Source organism: Exiguobacterium sp. s122, assembly GCF_018618475.1.
In the GTDB taxonomy this organism is placed as follows: Bacteria; Bacillota; Bacilli; order Exiguobacteriales; family Exiguobacteriaceae; genus Exiguobacterium; species Exiguobacterium himgiriensis.
Genome location: NZ_JACSMD010000004.1, coordinates 40,878 through 57,136 on the forward strand (window position 1 = coordinate 40,878; position 16,259 = coordinate 57,136).

Below are 16,259 nucleotides of genomic sequence, written 5' to 3' on the forward strand. Positions count from 1 at the left end.
CCATCTGATCGCCGCATAGAAAACGTGGGCTTTTTATTAAACTGTCCATTTTACGGGGCTCAGTTCACTTTCACGTGTAGGAGCTTCGTTTATTTGACGGATCCGTTGGCCATCCCATCGATGATGTGGCGCTGGAAAAACAAGTAGACGATGAGAATCGAGACGATCCCGACGACATACGAGGCGAAGGAAGGTCCGAAATCACTGAAATACTGTCCTTGATAGTTGAATTGGAACAACGGGAGCGTCCATGTCGATTCATCTCGGTTGAGTAGAAGCAACGGAAGCAAGAAGTCGTTCCAAATCCAGAGTGCGTTCAGGATGAGGACCGTCGCATGCATCGGCTTCATCATCGGGAAGATGATTTTAAAGTACGTGTTGAACTTCCCGCTGCCGTCGATGGCCGCCGCCTCATCCAACTCTTTCGGGATCACGGTCTTGACGTACCCCGCGTACAAGAAGAGTGACTGCGGGACCGCGTACGTCAGATACAAGATGATCAACCCGAGTTTACTCGACAACCCCAAATCCGACATCATCGACGTGATCGGGATCATGATGACTTGGAACGGGACGAATATCCCGATGATCAACATGATGTAAATCCCTTGGAAGACGCGATTACGCGGCATCGTCCGTGCGAGCGCATAGGCTGCCATCGGGACGATCAAGATGATGAGCGCGATGGACGCGATGGTGATCGTCATCGAGTTCGCAAAGTATTGGACGACCCCGTCGTCTAAGAGACGTTGAAAGTTCTCGAGTGTGAACGGGTCCGGCAATTCGAAGAAGCCGCCGGTGATTTGCCGTGTTTCTTTGAACGAGTTCAAGACGGTCAAATACATCGGAAGGGCGATCAAGACGAGCCCTACTGTCAGAAACACATACGTCGGGATATGAATTTTGTCCTTTTTCATGATGCCCCTCCTTACACTTCAAATTTTTTCGAAGAATTGATTTGGATGACCGAGACGATGGCGATGATGATAAAGAGGACGATCGCGATCGCACTGGCGTATCCGAATTGGTTGTTTTTGAACGCATAGTTGTACACGAGTAGTCCGAGTGACGTCGTCGACCCGCTCGGTCCCCCGCCCGTCAAGGCGTAGATGAGGTCGAACGCCGTCAATCCCGCCTTCATCGCCAAGATGAGGACGATGCTGATGGCTGGTGATAAGAACGGCAATTCGATGCTCTTGAACGTTTGCCACCGGTTCGCCCCGTCAATCGAGGCCGCTTCCCGAATCTCGTTCGGGATGCTTTGTAAGTTCGCCAAGAAGATGACGACCGGAATGGCGACCCCTTGCCAGAGGGCGACAAAGAGGAGGCCCCAGAACGCCGTCCCTTCGTTCGCGATTAGACTTTGCGAGAGCCATTCGATGCCTAAAAATTCACCGAGTGGCGCCAGCCCGTAATTGAAGAACTGTTTAAAGATCAAGCCGAGTGTGACGGTGCTGATGACCGCAGGGAAGAAGTAGGCAGTCCGGAACAGCCCGACCCCTTTAATTTTTTGATTCAATAGCAGTGCGATCGCAATCCCTAACACGATTTGTCCAACGACGAGACCGATCGTGAAGAGTAACGTGAAGCCGATACTCGATAAGAATTTCGCATCTGAGAAGATGGCCAGATAATTATCGATTCCGATGAAATTGTACGAACTTGTTAGCCCTGTCCAGTCCGTGAAACTGTAGATCACACCTTGTGCGAGCGGTATGAAGAAGAACACGATTTGAAGCAAGAGCGGCACAAGAATGAACAGGTACGGCCAGTAGCGGTTGACAAACCCTTTCTCTCTCATGGTGCAACTCCTTTAATGTTTTTATTTCATACCGTTGAAGAAGGCGTTCAAATCCTTGGCGAGTTGGTCTTTATCTTCTTTGTTCATATAATCGACCGTGAGGTGCCAGAACTCTTCTTCCGATGGCCATTCAGAATGGAGCCAGATGATTTGTTTGTCTGTGAACACGAGGTCCGAAACAGCTTTCGTCTCTTCGAACGCGCCATCTGTATCGACTGCCTCGACCGACGTCGGAGAACCGTCCTTGTCATAGTATTTCTGCATGACTTCTCCTTCCGTCATGTACGCGAGCAGTTTTTTCGATGCTTCTTGTTCCGCTTCCGATCCAGCGCTCGACACAGAGAGCGCCAAGTCAGCCGCACCGACCGTCATCTCTTGGCCTGCTTCTTGGCCTGGGAAGGCAAACATGCTCACTTCGAAATCAGGCTGCTGATCACGGATGACCGGGAGCGCCCAAATGCCGTTCGGGAAAATCAACGCTTCTTCCCTTGCGAAGAGTGCGACCGCATCGCTGTAAGATGCCCCGTTCGCATTCTTTTGCGTGTTACCGCTGACGAGGCTTAACTCATCTGCCACAGTCTCAAAATCTTCGTTACCGACTTTGATGCCATCTTTCGGGCTATTTTTCAATGCGTCTTGCGTTTGGTCGAAACCGCCTGTCGTTGTCGCCCAAGCCAATTGGTGATAACCGTTCATCGTCCATGAGTCGTCTGTCGTGAGTGCTGCCGCAAACGGTGTCTCGCCAGCATCTTTAATTTCTTTGACCACGTCTTCAAACTCGGACCATGTTTTTGGCGCCTCCAGTCCTAGCTCTTCAAACTTCGTCTTGTTATAGAAGAAGCCCCACGCGTTCGAGTTGAGCGGCAGTGAGTAAATCCCTCCGTCGACCGCGTACGATTCAGCCGCCCCTTGCTTCAAGTTGCTCAAGAAATCTTCGTCAGACAGGTCGAGGAACTTCCCGTCAGCCGCCCACCCTTTAAAGTCTGGGTTTTGCGGGTATGTGTGCACGATATCCGGGATGTCCCCGCCGGCGACCCGCGTTTTCAATACGGTCCCGGCATTGCTGACGCTCGTCAATTTGACGTCGATATCAGGATTCTCTTTTTCAAAATCAGCGATGATCTCATCGAGCGTCCCCTTCATTTCGACTTTTTGGGAGAAGAATTCGATTTCTGTCTTGTCCGACTCCGCTCCGCCCGAGCAACCAGCTGCGAGTACGAGAGATGATGCGACGAGCCCTACCATGCCTAGTTTCATTGTCTTGTTCATTTTGATTGGCCTCCTGAAAGTTCGTTTACTTTTTTCAGTACGTATAACTTACTTACAAAATCACCTTTGACAATCGGCTCGATGTAAAGCCCGACGTGCATGAGCTCATCACCGCCGTAACGCTGGCCCTCTACTTCATAGACGGCTGTTGTGTCCAATCCTCTCAATTTCAACAAACGGATGAGCGGTGCGGTTTCGCTGAGCACGCTATAGTCACAGACGATGACTTCCTCTTCCGATACGAACATCCAAGAAGGATGATTGCTGTCGAATGCGCTCTCCAGCCGGTAGAACGTCCCATATTGGAACGTACGACGATGCTCCTGATAGAATGCGACTTGCTGTTTGACGATCGCCTTCTCGTCTTCTGACATCTCAGTCACATCGAGCTCATAACCGAACACGCCAGCCATCGCGACGTTCCCCCGCATCTCGAGACTCGTCTCACGGTGTGTCTGGTGGTTTGGCACAGCCGAGACGTGTGCGCCCATCGAGGAGATGGGATACACTATGCTCGTCCCATGTTGAATTTTCAAACGCGCGATGGCGTCCGTGTTGTCACTCGTCCACGTTTGAGGCATGTAGTACAACATGCCTGGATCGAACCGACCGCCGCCGCCGGAGCAGCTCTCGAACAAGATGTTCGGATAGCGTGACGTGATCGTCTCGAGCACTTCATATAGTCCAAGGACATAGCGGTGTAACACTTCTCCTTGACGGTCACTCGGTAGTGACGTCGAGAATACCTCGGTCACGTTACGGTTGAAGTCCCATTTGAGATAATCGATTGGGACGCGGTCCAACACCTCGGTCATCTGCTGCACGATGTTATCTCGTACTTCTTTCCGACTGAAATCGAGTACATATTGATCTCGTCCTTTGGATAGACCGCGTCCCGGGATTTGAATCGCCCAGTCCGGATGCTGTTTGAAGAGTTCGCTCTCTCTCGAAATCATCTCCGGTTCGAACCATAGACCGAATTTCATGCCTTTGGTGTGAATGTAGTCTGCGAGTCCTTTCAATCCGTTCGGAATCTTTTGCTCATATTCGAACCAGTCGCCTAGTGACGTGTAATCATCATCGCGACGTCCGAACCAGCCATCGTCCAGCACGAACAACTCGATTCCGAGCGCGGCACTCTCATCGACGATCGATTTGATTTTGGCTTCGTCGAAGTCGAAATAAGTCGCTTCCCAGTTGTTGATCAAAATTGGTCGGTCTGCGTCACGGAAGGTTCCGCGTGCGAGCCGTTCACGATACAGGGCGTGGAATGCTTGTGACATTTCCATCGTCCCGTTTGCACTATAGACGATGTTCACTTCCGGCGTTTGGAAACATGCGCCTGGATCCAAACGCCACTCGAATCCAAATTCGTTGATGCCGAGTTGCACACGGGTCTGTCCGTATGGGTCTCGTTCGAGCAACATTTGATGACTTCCGCTATAGACAAGGCTGAAGCCGACTGCTTCTCCCGCATACTCCGTCGTCTCGGGTGAAACGAGTGCGAGAAACGGGTTCATCTGGTGACTACTCGAGCCACGTTTGCTGTCGAATACTTTCACGCCACGTTTTACTGGTTCACGCTCCATCATTCGTTCTCGGCCCCACATCCCGTTCAGCGTGATGACCTCGAGCTCTTGAAGCGGAAGGTCCAATGAGAGGCTCGCTGCTTTTTGAAGGTAATGGGTCTCCGCTCCTTCATTTTCAATTCGAACGGATCGTGCCAACACCGGACGGTCACGATACACGGTATAGACGAGACGAGCAGTCAGTCGCTCTTTCGGATCTTCGAGTGTGATGATCAGCGTCTCGGCTTCTTCATCCTGTTCGACATACGTCGAAGGCATGCCATCAAGACGCGGTTTTCCTGTCACAATCTCATAGGACTTGTAACGGAAATCCGTGACAGTCGATCCGTCTTCGTGGCGGATGACTTGGGCCGGCGTCCGATAATCTCCCGTCCCGTAACCTGGATATTCTTGCAAGATCGTATCGAGGGAATAAAGGCGATCCGTCGCCTCCGGAAAGTTCGGGGAAAAGGAACGGTCGACGCGAGGATACTTCCGTCCACCGCGATATGCCGAAATCGCCTGACCAAAATATTCGTTGGTCAACACGTTGCCTTCTTCGACACGGAGCACATAGCTAAACACTGCATTAGACAAATGGAATACTCTCTCTGTTTCGTTAACATGAATCAACTTCATGGCTCAACCTCCCAATAGTGGTTGCGCTTTCAATAAAAACTAAAATGAAAGCGTTTACTAAACACATCTATAATTTAACGTTTAGTAAACACTTTGTCAATCGCTTTTATTCAATTTTTATAATGGACACTTTCTCGCTTGATCAGTTTGGCCGGAATCATGACTCGTACGGGAATATCTCGTTCTTCGCGGATCCGTTCCAACGCCAACTTGACGGCAAATTTCCCAAGTTCTTCGGTCTCTACCTTCACGGTCGTCAACGAAGGTGTCAGGAATTCAGCGATTTCAATGTCGTCGAAACTAGAGATCGAGATGTCCTCTGGGATGCTGTATCCTTGTTTTTGAAAAGCGCGATACACACCGACGGCCATCGGGTCACTCGCGACCAACACCGCTGTCGTGTCGCCACGCTCCGTCAACTGTTCACCTAAACGCAGTCCTTCCAACGTGCTCCATCCTCCTAATAGCCCATAGCGGAGATGCTGCAACCCTTTGTCGTTCATCCAAGATACATAGGTCTGATATCGATCCTCGTCCTCATTGAAATAGACGTCACCCTCTTGGTTCATGACGACACGCTGCCCTCCGATATAGGCGATGTTGCGATGTCCGTTTTCGTATAGATGTTCTAGACTCGCTATGGTCGCGCTTTTGAAATCAGAATATACGGCGTCAAACCGTGCGTCGGCATGCGAATCATCGATGACGACAATATTAGGATTCTCGTTATAGAGCGACTCCAATGTTTTCGGGTCGACCGTACCGAGGACGAGGATTCCTCCGAGATGGTTCAATCCTTCCCAGTCCGCTTTTTTATCAGACAGACGGATCACCCGGTTGACACTCACCCTCAGCCGTTCGGCTTCTTGTTCAATACCGCGTCGAATCGCTCGGAAATATGGATCATCAATCTCTTGAATCTCATTGACCGTGGTCACGAGCCCAACTGTCGCGATCCGGTTCTTATGTGTTTTCTTCTCTCGTGGGCTGTATTTTAATTGTTTCGCTGTTTGCAACACTTTATCACGTGTTTCTTGACTGACGGATAACTTCTCATCCGAATTCAATACGCGGGATACAGTCGCAATCGAAACGCCCGCCTTCTTCGCCACTTCACGAATGCTTGTCAAAGTAATCATGCCTCCAATATTGAGTAAAATGTGATTTCATTTTACTAAACATAAGGATTTGTTTCAACCGTAAAGTAAAAGGCAGACAAGTCTTCACCTGTCCGCCTCCCTTTAGTCCCGTGATTGAATTACTTGAATAAAGCGCTGAAGTCCTCGTTGTCCATTTTCGTCCAACTTAAAGACGCCGCAGTCCTCAAGTCCCTTAACAAATTTTTCGGCTACGGCCATTTCGATGAAACGTTCGATATTCTCCCTTCCATCGTATGCTCGTTTCAATTCGCAAGCCCAATCTTGATGGAGATCTTGTACGTTGTCCGTTTCTCCTACAATAAATCTCTTAACTTCGTCCATCTCAGCTTGGAGCCTCGCCGGCAGTACAGCAAGCCCCATCACCTCGATCAATCCGATATTTTCTCGTTTGATATGGTGAACATCTGCATGGGGATGGAAGAGTCCGAGTGGATGTTCCGATGTCGTCCGGTTGTTTCGAAGAACGAGATCCAACTCGAAGAACTCACCTTTTTTTCGTGCGATTGGTGTGATTGTATTATGCGGGGCGTCCGTATGGGCCAAGATGTGACATGCTTCGTCCGAATAGTTGCGCCAAGTCGACAAGACACGATCCGCGCACGCGACGAGGCTGTTCTGATTTTGGCTACGCAACCGAATGACCGACAACGGCCAAAGCAACGTGTGTCCGCTCACATCTGGGAATTCCTCAAAAGAGAATCGGCCTGTCTCGCGCGCCTCCGCCATCGCAAACGTGTATCGTCCTGCTTGGTAATGGTCGTGCGATAAAATCGAGCCGCCCACAATCGGCAGGTCGGCATTCGATCCCGCGAAGTAATGCGGAAATTTCTCTACAAAGTCGAGCAGACGGACGAACGACGAACGGTCGATCCGCATATCTCGATGCTCACCCGACAATAAGATGCAGTGTTCGTCGTAATAGACGTAAGGCGAGTACTGCATATACCATTCCTCGCCTCCGAGTTCGAGCGGCACAAGCCGATGATTGGCTCGCGCCGGATGATCTAAACGCCCTTCGTACCCTTCATTTTCCACACAGAGGAGACACTTCGGGTACGGGGCCCCCTCTTTCTTCACGCTCTTCTGTTGCGCGATCTCTTTCGGATCTTTCTCTGGCTTCGACACGTTGATGGTGATGTCGACCATTCCATATCTTGTATCTACTTGATAAGAGATATTCTGTTTCGTTCGCTCTGTCTGAATATAGTTCGAGTCCGTCGACAACCGGTAAAAGTAATCCGTCGCCATGACCGGGTCCGTCGCGTACTTGTCGTAAAACACCCGTTCTACTTCCGAGGGGCGTGGCATGAATTGGTCCATCATGTCTGCCGCGAATCGATCCCGCTGTGACCGGCCGTCCTCAGTCAAACCGTTCCGCACCGCCTCGTCCACCAATCGGTCGACGAGCTCCGGGATTCGACCGTTCGTCGTCTCATCGCTCGGTGTCGCCCCCGTCATGGCGAGCAACCGGTTCTTCACGTAGATGACATCCCGCTCCTGGATGAGTCCACTTTTTAGCGTTGCCGCCACGAGTCCATTCACAAGCGCACTCATCGTCCCACCTCACGATATCCGTCAGGGTGGGCGGCATGCCATGCCCATGCATCTGCGATGATACGGGTGATATCGGTTCTTTCAGGAGCCCACCCCAGTACTCGCTTCGCTTTTTCCGCAGAGGCAATGAGACGTGCGGGGTCGCCAGCTCGGCGCGTCGTCGCCTGAGCAGGAATCGCGTGTCCCGTCACTTGACGGGCCGCCTGAATCATCTCATTGACAGAGAATCCCATATTCGATCCCAAATTGAACACGTCACTCTTCTGACCGTCACGCAAATAGTGGAGAGCACGCACATGTGCATCTACCAAGTCTTCGACGTGGATATAGTCACGGATGCATGTCCCGTCTTCTGTCGGATAATCCGTTCCGTAGATGGAGATGTGGTCACGTTTCCCGTTCGCCACTTCCAAAATGAGCGGAATGAGATGTGTCTCGGGATGATGGTCCTCACCAATCTCTCCTCCCGACCTTGCCCCCGCCACATTGAAATAGCGCAGAGCCACATAGCGCAGTCCATGGGCATTCCCGATCCAACCCATCATCTTCTCCATCGCGAGCTTCGTTTCACCATACGTCGACGTCGGATGTGTCAGGGCCGACTCGGCAATCGGCATGATTTCCTGATCGCCATACGTCGCTGCCGTCGAAGAGAAAACGATCTCAAGCACACCGTGTCTCACCATCGTTTCTAACAACACCTGGGTCCCATAAACGTTGTTGTCATAATAATCGAGCGGTTTCTCCATCGACTCGCCGACGAGCGAATTTGCCGCAAAATGGACCACTTGGTCAAACTGACCTTGAGAGAACACCTTGTCTAAAAAGGCTTTATCTCGGATATCCCCCTCATAAAACGTCGCATCAGGATGCAACGCTCGGCGATGTCCCGTCGACAAATTATCCACGACGACGACATCTTCGCCTCGATCAATCAGTTGATAGACCGCATGAGAGCCGATATAACCGGCGCCCCCTACAACGAGAATACTCATGAGATGCTCCCTCCTTTGATTTCATGGGCTCCTTCCCCGATAGAAGCGACGTAGCAAGTCGGCGCATATCCAATTTGACGTTCATAGTCCGCACTCACTTCGTCGATAAAACGAGCAATCTCATGTTCCCGTACCAAAGCGATGGCACAACCTCCAAAACCGGCGCCCGTCATGCGCGCCCCAATCGCTCCATGTCTCCATGCGCTCTCGACCAATGTGTTCAACTCGACACCGGTCACGTCATAATCCTTATCCAACGAGCGATGAGAGGCATCCATCAGTTCTCCGAAGCGATGGACGTCACCGGCCTGAAGCGCGCGGAGCGCCTCACGTGTGCGCTCATTTTCACTGACGACGTGTCTTGCCCGGCGATAGATGGTCTCATCTTCAAATCGACCTTGTCTTTCTTCTAGTGTGTCACTGTCCAAATCACAGAGCGCACGGATATTCAATTCTTGATTGAGAACTTCTAGTGCCGTGTCACACTCTTGTCGCCGCTCGTTGTATTTAGATTCGGCCAGTTCACGCCGCTTATTCGTATTCATGATGACGACCAATACATCCTCAAACTCAAACGGCGCATACGTACATTCAAGCGTATCGCAATCGAGTAACATCGCTTGATTCTTCTTGCCCATCCCGACCGCATATTGGTCCATGATCCCGCTGTTGACCCCGATGTATTCATTCTCGGCGCGTTGTCCGAATTTGACGAGATCAAGTTGATCAAAGTTCAAATCATACACCTCATTCAGAGCGACCGCCGTCACCAACTCAATCGAAGCCGACGAAGACAAGCCCGCACCGTTAGGGATATCGCCAAAATACAGAAAGTCCAACCCGAACGACGGTTCACGTCCATCAAGCATGTAACGGAGCATCGCTTTCGGATAATTCACCCACCCGTGAGCGTCTTGATAATCAAGCTCACCTAACGGCACAGTGACCACTCCAGCTTCCGGAAAATTCATCGAGTAAAAACGGCACTGTCGATCCGTCCGACGTCGTACCAACGCATATGTTCCGAACGTCAACGCCGCAGGAAAGACGTGTCCCCCATTGTAGTCGATATGCTCTCCAATCAAATTGATTCTCCCAGGCGCAAAAAATACCCGCTCGAACTCCTCGTGAAAAGTGTTTGTAAATGCTTCAGACAGTTTCATCATATCTTTCATAGCCATTCCCTCCTCATCAGTTTCACCACACTCTGATTCTAACGCATTCAATCTATAAAATAAATAATGTTTAGTAAACAAATTATGAGTTTTTTTCATTTTTACGAAGAACTAAAATAATTTAAAATTTACAATATAACTATTGTTCAGTTAACAAAATCGATTGAATCCGATTATAAAACCCGCACTGGTTCACCAGTGCGGGTTTTATATGGAGCTTATTCACAATAGAGATATCTCACTTGTTTGATATCTCATCTCTTTTTAACGAAGACTCTTCCTATTCGTTAGAATGACGTGACGATACCACTCGTACGAATCTTTTCGATAGCGATTGAGCGTCCCCTTCCCGTCATTATTACGGTCCACATAAATAAATCCGTAGCGTTTTTTCATCTCTCCTGTCGTGAATGAAATCGGTTCGATGCATCCCCATCATAAGCTCTCCATCATCTTATAATGGTTGTACATATTAAATACGGACCAAGTTCATTTTTATGAACCTGGTCCGTTTGACGGAATTTATGAGTATAGTCCGATAAAGTAAGCAGCGACCACCAACAGGAGCACGTATGAGAAAATGACTGTCGGAGGAGAGACCGTCTCATGTTCGAAGCGTTTAAACAATCGTTCTGCCAGATGGCCACTGATGAGTACACTTACCCCCACCAAAGCTCCACCCAAAAAGACATTTAATTCTGTCGTCAGAGCAAAGAATACGCTCAACATGATAAATACCGTGGTAAATAGAGTTGAGAAGACTTTAAGTTTATTCACAATGACACACCCCATCCTTTTTTGATTGCGAGAGTGCGCTCGTACTCACGAGTTTATATACTTACGAGTTCGACTTGAAAGAAGATTCATAGATTTTGACGGATGATAAGAACGGCTTTAATACAAAACCGGACAACCCGTACTCATTCACTGTATACATTTCGACGTCGAAACGAATTAGGCTTGTCAGCAATGCCTCGTCTTGTGTTTACGTAGTAAATACGCGAAAATGGAAGTGAGATGAATGCGAGTCCATATGCGTTCAAACGAGAAAACTATCAAATGGTAAAGTGGTGAATGCTGTGCAGTCTAATGAAACCAAAGTGACCTCTTTTCGAGTCTCACAAGAGGTAAAAGAACACATCCAGCGATTGTCGGAACAGCGGCAGCTGTCGACAAATCAATTGTTTGAAGAACTGATCACCTTGGCTGATAAACAGGTGCCAGATCCATTGATCAGTTTGGAGAATGATGCTCTCCAGGCGGCATTGAATCAGGTGCTGGCCCTTTTCAATGAACGAGCCACGCGGCTCGAGCTTCAATCAAAGGAACACGAACGGATCTGTTCGCGCTATCAAAAGACGATTCATGACCTTGAGCAAAGCATCATCATAGAGTCGGAACAGCTCAAAGAGGACTATGAGCGTCAAGTCGCGGCCCACGACCAGGAATTAATTCCACTTCAACATCAAGTGGAGCTCCTGTTCGCCGAGAAACAAAACGCTCAGGACGCCCTCGAGACCGAACGTGCTTCTTTCAAAGAGGAACTGAAGGCTCAGAAGAAGTTGGTCTTTAATTTAGAAGAAGACGTCAAGAAGCTCGAGCTAGAGCGCAGCCAGCTCAATCGTCAAAACCAGAACCTGATGGACACGCTTGACGAGTTGAAGGCACGAACGCGACGAAGCGACCAACTCGAAGAGGAGAACCAAAAACTTCATTTGGAAGTGCAGCTTCTCCGTCGTGAAAAAGAGGCGTTCGAGAACCGGTTACAGGAACAGGTCGAGCTCGCGGTCTTGCGGGAGCGGAACACCCAACAAAATAAACAATGATACGAAAAGGGTACTAGATTGAGTCAACCAGTGACTAAATCTAGTACCCTTATATTTATTACAAAGTAAGGATTTAACGGTTCGCAGAAATCGTATGATACATGTTCAATGACTTGACCAAAGATGCTTCCTTCGCACGTAGAACCATAACCTCATGAGAGTATAAAAATGACTCCACTTGGTCCAATTAAGATTTTACCCGCAATCCACGCATCTTGAATCGATTACGCTTTTCTTCTAATTTCACTTTCATATCTACCGAGAACGTACTTTCAGGAGTGTTGTAGGCACGCCGTGCTGCCATACTAAGCATTTTTGCCACATCCTCTGCCCGGTCGTCCTGTAAATCATGCAGTGAAGATCGAACATACTGGCGAGCCATTTCTCGGTCACGTAGCGATTCAGGGACCGATACATGACGACTTAATGCCAGGGCCAATTGAGCCGTCTCTAAGCGATAGCTTGTCCCGCCTGCCTGCATACGATTCAGTTCATCCGCTAGCTCGCTTTGCAGAAGTACATGATTACTGTCTGACATCGGTCACCCTCCTCTACTCTTCTTTTGATTTATTATATACCCTTTTCCTGAAAAATTCGACTCAAGTCATGCACGTTACAAAATGGATCGTCCCACGTCATGTTTGCTTTGTATTCCTCTACAAGGTCGAGAAGTTTATCTTTATCGCAAAGTGCCAATAGATTCGTTTTTTCGAGATCCTCTAGATCCTTTTGGCGAGAGGAGAAAATCTTGGTACATGCTAAAAGTTCAATGTCGGGGATATACACATCAATCGCCTCGAACAGCCCTTCAATCTTATGCCGGAATTCATTCTCCCTAAAGTCTTCACGGGGTGGGAACTGAATCACCCCTTCGACAATTTCAATTTCATATTCATGAAGCGCCTCTTTCAATTCAGGTGTCACAACGCCCTCTGTCACGCGAATATCAATATCTCGCGTCGGACGATACTCGGCATCTTTATTCATCATTTCAATGAACAGAAGAATCCCCGAAGCGCCAACCACGACAAACTCGACTTCGATTCCTCTTGAGGCACAAAATGTATCTAGGATAAGCAAGGTGTCAATAATACTCTCTACATCTTTATATTGATTGGAGTAAGTCATGTATGTTCCTCCTAATGAAAATGACCCACTCTGATCCGATATGTTAGGAGTCTTCGTGGGCCATGATATATTTCGCTGCTCTCAACTTAATTCGTATTCAAATAGGCACTGAGAGCCCGCCGAATAATCTCGTCTTCTGACACATGTTCTTTTTGCGCGGCTTGCGTTAATCCGACGTATAAAGGATCTGTCAAATCAGCAAAGCGAATCTGTACACGCATCGGTTTCACAGAGTTAGTTTCGACTTCGAGCACGCGTTGTTCCTGACGTTCGATCAACATCCGTTTCACTTCACGGAGTTCTTCACGTGTCATCTCGTACACCGTCTTGTCTCCTGAAGCTGTATAGTATTTTTTATTCTCGAGTAGCGCGAGCTTCGGATCTTCTGGCCACGACAACAACTCAGCAAGTTTCGTCGCGCTAAAATCCTGCTCGAGCGTCTTCTCCAAGATGTTCGGACCAAATGTATTCCAAAATGAGACAAATCGATTCACTTGAGAATGTGACATGCCAATTTTGGCTAAGAAGTCTTTCCAATTTCCTTCTTCTTGTTTGAACTCTTTTTTCGTCTCAGGATCACGGAACAGACTATTTGCGTGTGCAAGAATACGACATTTTTCGACAAAACTCGTTGCTTGAATCGCATCGATGTGGTTATAATACTGAACGATTCCATCCATGTCCTCGGGCAGCTTCTTCGTGATGATACGTGACAACCCCGTCGCCGGGAGGGCCTGATAAGGGTTCGATACGGTCGTCGTCGCGGAGAATTCTTTCACAGCCTCGACTTGTTCCGTACGGCTATCCGTCGCTTGTTGATTTTGATTCACCGGAAGGTTGGCACTGAATGTAGAAATCTTCGGTGTATGTTTCTTTCGGTTACGTGTCATAAAGCAAGTACCTCCTGAGCGAGTTGTAGATAGGCATCGGTTGCTGGGCTCTTGTGATCAATCACCGGACGAGACTCACGTTGTAGTGTCTGTACCTTCACCGCGTAAGGTATCGTCGTCAAAACCGGAATACCGACTTCTTTTCCGAGTTCTTCAAGTTCCTCGACTGTCGTGACATCCCCTTTTGAGCGGACGCTCACCATTGTCGGGATGAACGCTGCGATATGGATGTCTTCCCGGAAGCGTTTCATCTCTTCCAATTCTTCAGGTGCAGAGTAGACGGCATCCATCGAGAATTTCTGCATTTGGACAGGCATCACGATTCGGTCTTGGGCGACGAGTGCGCAGCGAGCATACGGGTTAAGCGCTGAAGTCGATCCTGGGCAATCGATGAGACAGATGTCAAACAGCTCGTCAATCTTGGCGAGCTCTTCACTAAGACGATATTCATATCCGATTTGACTCGTTAAGTCACTCGGTGAGGCCGAACGTCTGGTTGGCACAAGATAGACGGTACCTGTCTCATACTCGCATGTCACAATGACCTGTTCGATTGGTGTGTAGAATGGGTCATTCTCTTCTAGTAGACAATCGAGTAAGACTTTTCCTTCGTAATCGTTCGTGAGACCGAGTCCATTCGTCGAAGAGGCCTGATCGTCCGCGTCGATGACGAGTACACGTAATCCATCACGAGCATAAGCATGAGCCAAGTTGATGGTCGTCGTCGATTTCCCGACACCGCCCTTTCGATTGTACAATGCGATTTTCTTCATGATTCGTCTCCTCGCTTCTCGTCTGTGACGTCGATGATATTGTCGTTCACAGTCCGCTCGATGATTTCCGTCAACAGTTCACTCACACTACGATTTTGAGCATGTGCATACTGTTGGAATTGATCGGACAGGTCGGACGGGATTCGTGCTGAAAGAACGGCAGATGGTTTCTTTGTTTTTTGAAACGGGCTGACCTTAACCTGTTGCACAGGCTCACGGGTCTTACGGGCCTCACGGATTTGTTTGACCGTCAACTCGTCAACGCTTCGTGACTCTCCATCAATATAGAGTCCCTGTTCGACTACCTCTTCGACGTTGTCGAGATACATCAGTTCAAACAGTTTGGAAGCCGGTAAGCTCGCAAGTGATGATTCGAGTGGATGTAACGTCTCATAGGCTTTGACGTACCGTGATGCAAGCGAACTCGACATCGAGACAGCCTCGAGGAACCCCATCCATTCTTTTTTGTCATGCATCTCAGAACGAGCGATGACGAGCCGCTTCCCGATCTCGAATACAGAAATCGTTTGAACTTTTGAGAGCTCATTGATCTCATGAACAAGGTCTTCGACTTCTTTAGAGACCGGAAGTTTTTGGACGAGCGCGCTGATATTCGTCAAACCGCTTTGATACGGGTGCTGCTCACTCGGTTTGATTTTATGAATATTGCGGTTCCGTGCCTTCATGATGTCTCACCTGCCTGTTCGACGACTTGCTTGGCCAATAGTCGAAACGGTTCAGCGAGTACCTTCGATTCCTTGGAGCGGTACTGGATGACACTCTTCCCACTATCGGCAGCTTTCTCGATAAAGGTGGATCGCTTGATCATCGGAAGGATGTCTAATGCCTCTTCCTTCGCGATGGTTGCCATTGCTTCATAGTACTCCTTGTCTGCCTTTAAAGATGCATCCATCGCGACAGGAAGAATACCTGTGATGACGAGGTCTGGGTTGTAGAACTTTTTCACTTTTTGTACGGTTCGAACCGTACTCGCAAGTTGGTCGAAAACGAGCTTCTTCGGCATGAAAGGGATGACCGTCATATTTGATGTCGAAAGCACGACTTTCGAAAGTTCGTTGATCGATGGGACTGAATCTAAGATGATCCAATCAAACTCCTCTTCGAGCGGTGCAATCATGTCCTTTAATAAGAAGAGCTTGTCTTGCTCGGAGATTAGGTTGATCAACCGGGCATTTCGTTCATTCGAAGGGAGAAGACTCACATGATACGTTTCATCATCAAACAGGACTTCTCTGATATCAAGATTACGTGTATGTACGTCAAACATCGTCATGTATTTGATCGTGTCGGATTCTTTTAACATCAGCTTGCTGAGCGAGCCTTGGGGATCCAAATCAATGATGAGGACTCGTTGTCCCAGCTCACCCAATGCGTAAGCCATATTCAAAGAACAGGTCGTCTTGCCTGACCCACCTTTCGATATGTAAAACGTGAGTATGTTCATCTTCTCTCCCCTTTCT

Annotated in this window: 16 protein-coding genes and 1 pseudogene; 1 reads left to right on the plus strand and 16 read right to left on the minus strand. The window is 48.8% G+C overall.

The annotated features are described in order from the left end of the window. Positions 1-89 precede the first annotated feature (89 nt). The 10 genes and pseudogenes from KNP92_RS13750 to KNP92_RS13795 all read right to left on the minus strand — a co-directional run bounded on the left by KNP92_RS13750 (position 90) and on the right by KNP92_RS13795 (position 10,830). Positions 90-917 carry a carbohydrate ABC transporter permease gene (locus tag KNP92_RS13750; protein ID WP_251136609.1) on the minus strand — a complete coding sequence of 276 codons (828 nt, stop codon included), beginning with the start codon at positions 915-917 and terminating at the stop codon, positions 90-92. 11 nt (positions 918-928) lie between these two features. Beyond that, entirely contained in the window at positions 929-1,801 is an 873-nt protein-coding gene (locus KNP92_RS13755) for a carbohydrate ABC transporter permease (protein ID WP_114167080.1), read from the minus strand. A gap of 21 nt (positions 1,802-1,822) precedes the next feature. Further along, positions 1,823-3,070 (minus strand): extracellular solute-binding protein, encoded by a 1,248-nt coding sequence (locus KNP92_RS13760; RefSeq protein ID WP_214838034.1) that lies wholly within the window; start codon positions 3,068-3,070, stop codon positions 1,823-1,825. Then, positions 3,067-5,277 carry an alpha-galactosidase gene (locus KNP92_RS13765; protein ID WP_214841467.1) on the minus strand — a complete coding sequence of 737 codons (2,211 nt, stop codon included), beginning with the start codon at positions 5,275-5,277 and terminating at the stop codon, positions 3,067-3,069. The genes KNP92_RS13760 and KNP92_RS13765 overlap by 4 nt, the downstream gene beginning before the upstream one ends. A gap of 110 nt (positions 5,278-5,387) precedes the next feature. Next, positions 5,388-6,416, minus strand: a complete 1,029-nt coding sequence (locus KNP92_RS13770) for a LacI family DNA-binding transcriptional regulator (protein WP_211780506.1) — start codon at positions 6,414-6,416, stop codon at positions 5,388-5,390. A 102-nt stretch (positions 6,417-6,518) separates the two neighbouring features. Further along, positions 6,519-7,991, minus strand: coding sequence for a UDP-glucose--hexose-1-phosphate uridylyltransferase (locus KNP92_RS13775; protein ID WP_214841469.1), 1,473 nt, complete (start codon positions 7,989-7,991; stop codon positions 6,519-6,521). Continuing rightward, positions 7,988-8,986 (minus strand): UDP-glucose 4-epimerase GalE, encoded by a 999-nt coding sequence (galE, locus tag KNP92_RS13780; RefSeq protein ID WP_214841471.1) that lies wholly within the window; start codon positions 8,984-8,986, stop codon positions 7,988-7,990. The genes KNP92_RS13775 and galE overlap by 4 nt, the downstream gene beginning before the upstream one ends. Then, positions 8,983-10,161 carry a galactokinase gene (locus tag KNP92_RS13785; RefSeq protein ID WP_376778124.1) on the minus strand — a complete coding sequence of 393 codons (1,179 nt, stop codon included), beginning with the start codon at positions 10,159-10,161 and terminating at the stop codon, positions 8,983-8,985. Before KNP92_RS13785 ends, galE begins: the two co-directional genes overlap by 4 nt. 264 nt (positions 10,162-10,425) lie before the next feature. Continuing rightward, a pseudogene (locus KNP92_RS13790) lies at positions 10,426-10,596 on the minus strand (family 1 glycosylhydrolase); the annotation flags it as partial. 87 nt (positions 10,597-10,683) lie between these two features. Then, the gene (locus KNP92_RS13795; RefSeq protein WP_214841473.1) at positions 10,684-10,830 is read right to left on the minus strand and encodes a hypothetical protein; all 147 of its coding nucleotides are present in this window, start codon (positions 10,828-10,830) and stop codon (positions 10,684-10,686) included. Positions 10,831-11,261: 431 nt separating this feature from the next. Between KNP92_RS13795 and KNP92_RS13800 the strand changes: the two genes are divergently transcribed. Then, positions 11,262-11,987: a hypothetical protein gene (locus KNP92_RS13800; RefSeq protein WP_214841475.1), complete on the plus strand. Its 726-nt coding sequence runs from the start codon at positions 11,262-11,264 to the stop codon at positions 11,985-11,987. A gap of 187 nt (positions 11,988-12,174) precedes the next feature. Here KNP92_RS13800 and KNP92_RS13805 read toward each other — a convergent pair whose 3' ends face one another. The 6 genes from KNP92_RS13805 to KNP92_RS13830 form a co-directional block, all read right to left on the minus strand. Further along, entirely contained in the window at positions 12,175-12,525 is a 351-nt protein-coding gene (locus tag KNP92_RS13805; protein ID WP_214838048.1) for a hypothetical protein, read from the minus strand. A gap of 32 nt (positions 12,526-12,557) precedes the next feature. Beyond that, positions 12,558-13,115 (minus strand): DUF6036 family nucleotidyltransferase, encoded by a 558-nt coding sequence (locus KNP92_RS13810; protein ID WP_214686071.1) that lies wholly within the window; start codon positions 13,113-13,115, stop codon positions 12,558-12,560. 86 nt (positions 13,116-13,201) lie between these two features. Continuing rightward, positions 13,202-14,005 carry a hypothetical protein gene (locus KNP92_RS13815; RefSeq protein ID WP_214838050.1) on the minus strand — a complete coding sequence of 268 codons (804 nt, stop codon included), beginning with the start codon at positions 14,003-14,005 and terminating at the stop codon, positions 13,202-13,204. Then, a complete protein-coding gene (locus KNP92_RS13820; protein WP_214838054.1) occupies positions 14,002-14,778 on the minus strand; it encodes a ParA family protein in 777 nt (258 codons plus the stop codon). Before KNP92_RS13820 ends, KNP92_RS13815 begins: the two co-directional genes overlap by 4 nt. Next, the gene (locus tag KNP92_RS13825; RefSeq protein WP_214758469.1) at positions 14,775-15,464 is read right to left on the minus strand and encodes a hypothetical protein; all 690 of its coding nucleotides are present in this window, start codon (positions 15,462-15,464) and stop codon (positions 14,775-14,777) included. The genes KNP92_RS13820 and KNP92_RS13825 overlap by 4 nt, the downstream gene beginning before the upstream one ends. Next, entirely contained in the window at positions 15,461-16,243 is a 783-nt protein-coding gene (locus KNP92_RS13830; RefSeq protein ID WP_214838057.1) for a ParA family protein, read from the minus strand. Before KNP92_RS13830 ends, KNP92_RS13825 begins: the two co-directional genes overlap by 4 nt. Between the last annotated feature and the right edge of the window lie 16 nt (positions 16,244-16,259).

Coding starts and splice junctions, on each gene's coding strand:
- KNP92_RS13750 (WP_251136609.1), bottom strand. CDS start 917: ATGAAAAAGGACAAAATTCATATCCCGACGTATGTGTTTCTGACAGTA.
- KNP92_RS13755 (WP_114167080.1), bottom strand. CDS start 1,801: ATGAGAGAGAAAGGGTTTGTCAACCGCTACTGGCCGTACCTGTTCATT.
- KNP92_RS13760 (WP_214838034.1), bottom strand. CDS start 3,070: ATGAACAAGACAATGAAACTAGGCATGGTAGGGCTCGTCGCATCATCT.
- KNP92_RS13765 (WP_214841467.1), bottom strand. CDS start 5,277: ATGAAGTTGATTCATGTTAACGAAACAGAGAGAGTATTCCATTTGTCT.
- KNP92_RS13770 (WP_211780506.1), bottom strand. CDS start 6,416: ATGATTACTTTGACAAGCATTCGTGAAGTGGCGAAGAAGGCGGGCGTT.
- KNP92_RS13775 (WP_214841469.1), bottom strand. CDS start 7,991: ATGAGTGCGCTTGTGAATGGACTCGTGGCGGCAACGCTAAAAAGTGGA.
- galE (WP_214841471.1), bottom strand. CDS start 8,986: ATGAGTATTCTCGTTGTAGGGGGCGCCGGTTATATCGGCTCTCATGCG.
- KNP92_RS13785 (WP_376778124.1), bottom strand. CDS start 10,161: ATGAAAGATATGATGAAACTGTCTGAAGCATTTACAAACACTTTTCAC.
- KNP92_RS13805 (WP_214838048.1), bottom strand. CDS start 12,525: ATGTCAGACAGTAATCATGTACTTCTGCAAAGCGAGCTAGCGGATGAA.
- KNP92_RS13810 (WP_214686071.1), bottom strand. CDS start 13,115: ATGACTTACTCCAATCAATATAAAGATGTAGAGAGTATTATTGACACC.
- KNP92_RS13815 (WP_214838050.1), bottom strand. CDS start 14,005: ATGACACGTAACCGAAAGAAACATACACCGAAGATTTCTACATTCAGT.
- KNP92_RS13820 (WP_214838054.1), bottom strand. CDS start 14,778: ATGAAGAAAATCGCATTGTACAATCGAAAGGGCGGTGTCGGGAAATCG.
- KNP92_RS13825 (WP_214758469.1), bottom strand. CDS start 15,464: ATGAAGGCACGGAACCGCAATATTCATAAAATCAAACCGAGTGAGCAG.
- KNP92_RS13830 (WP_214838057.1), bottom strand. CDS start 16,243: ATGAACATACTCACGTTTTACATATCGAAAGGTGGGTCAGGCAAGACG.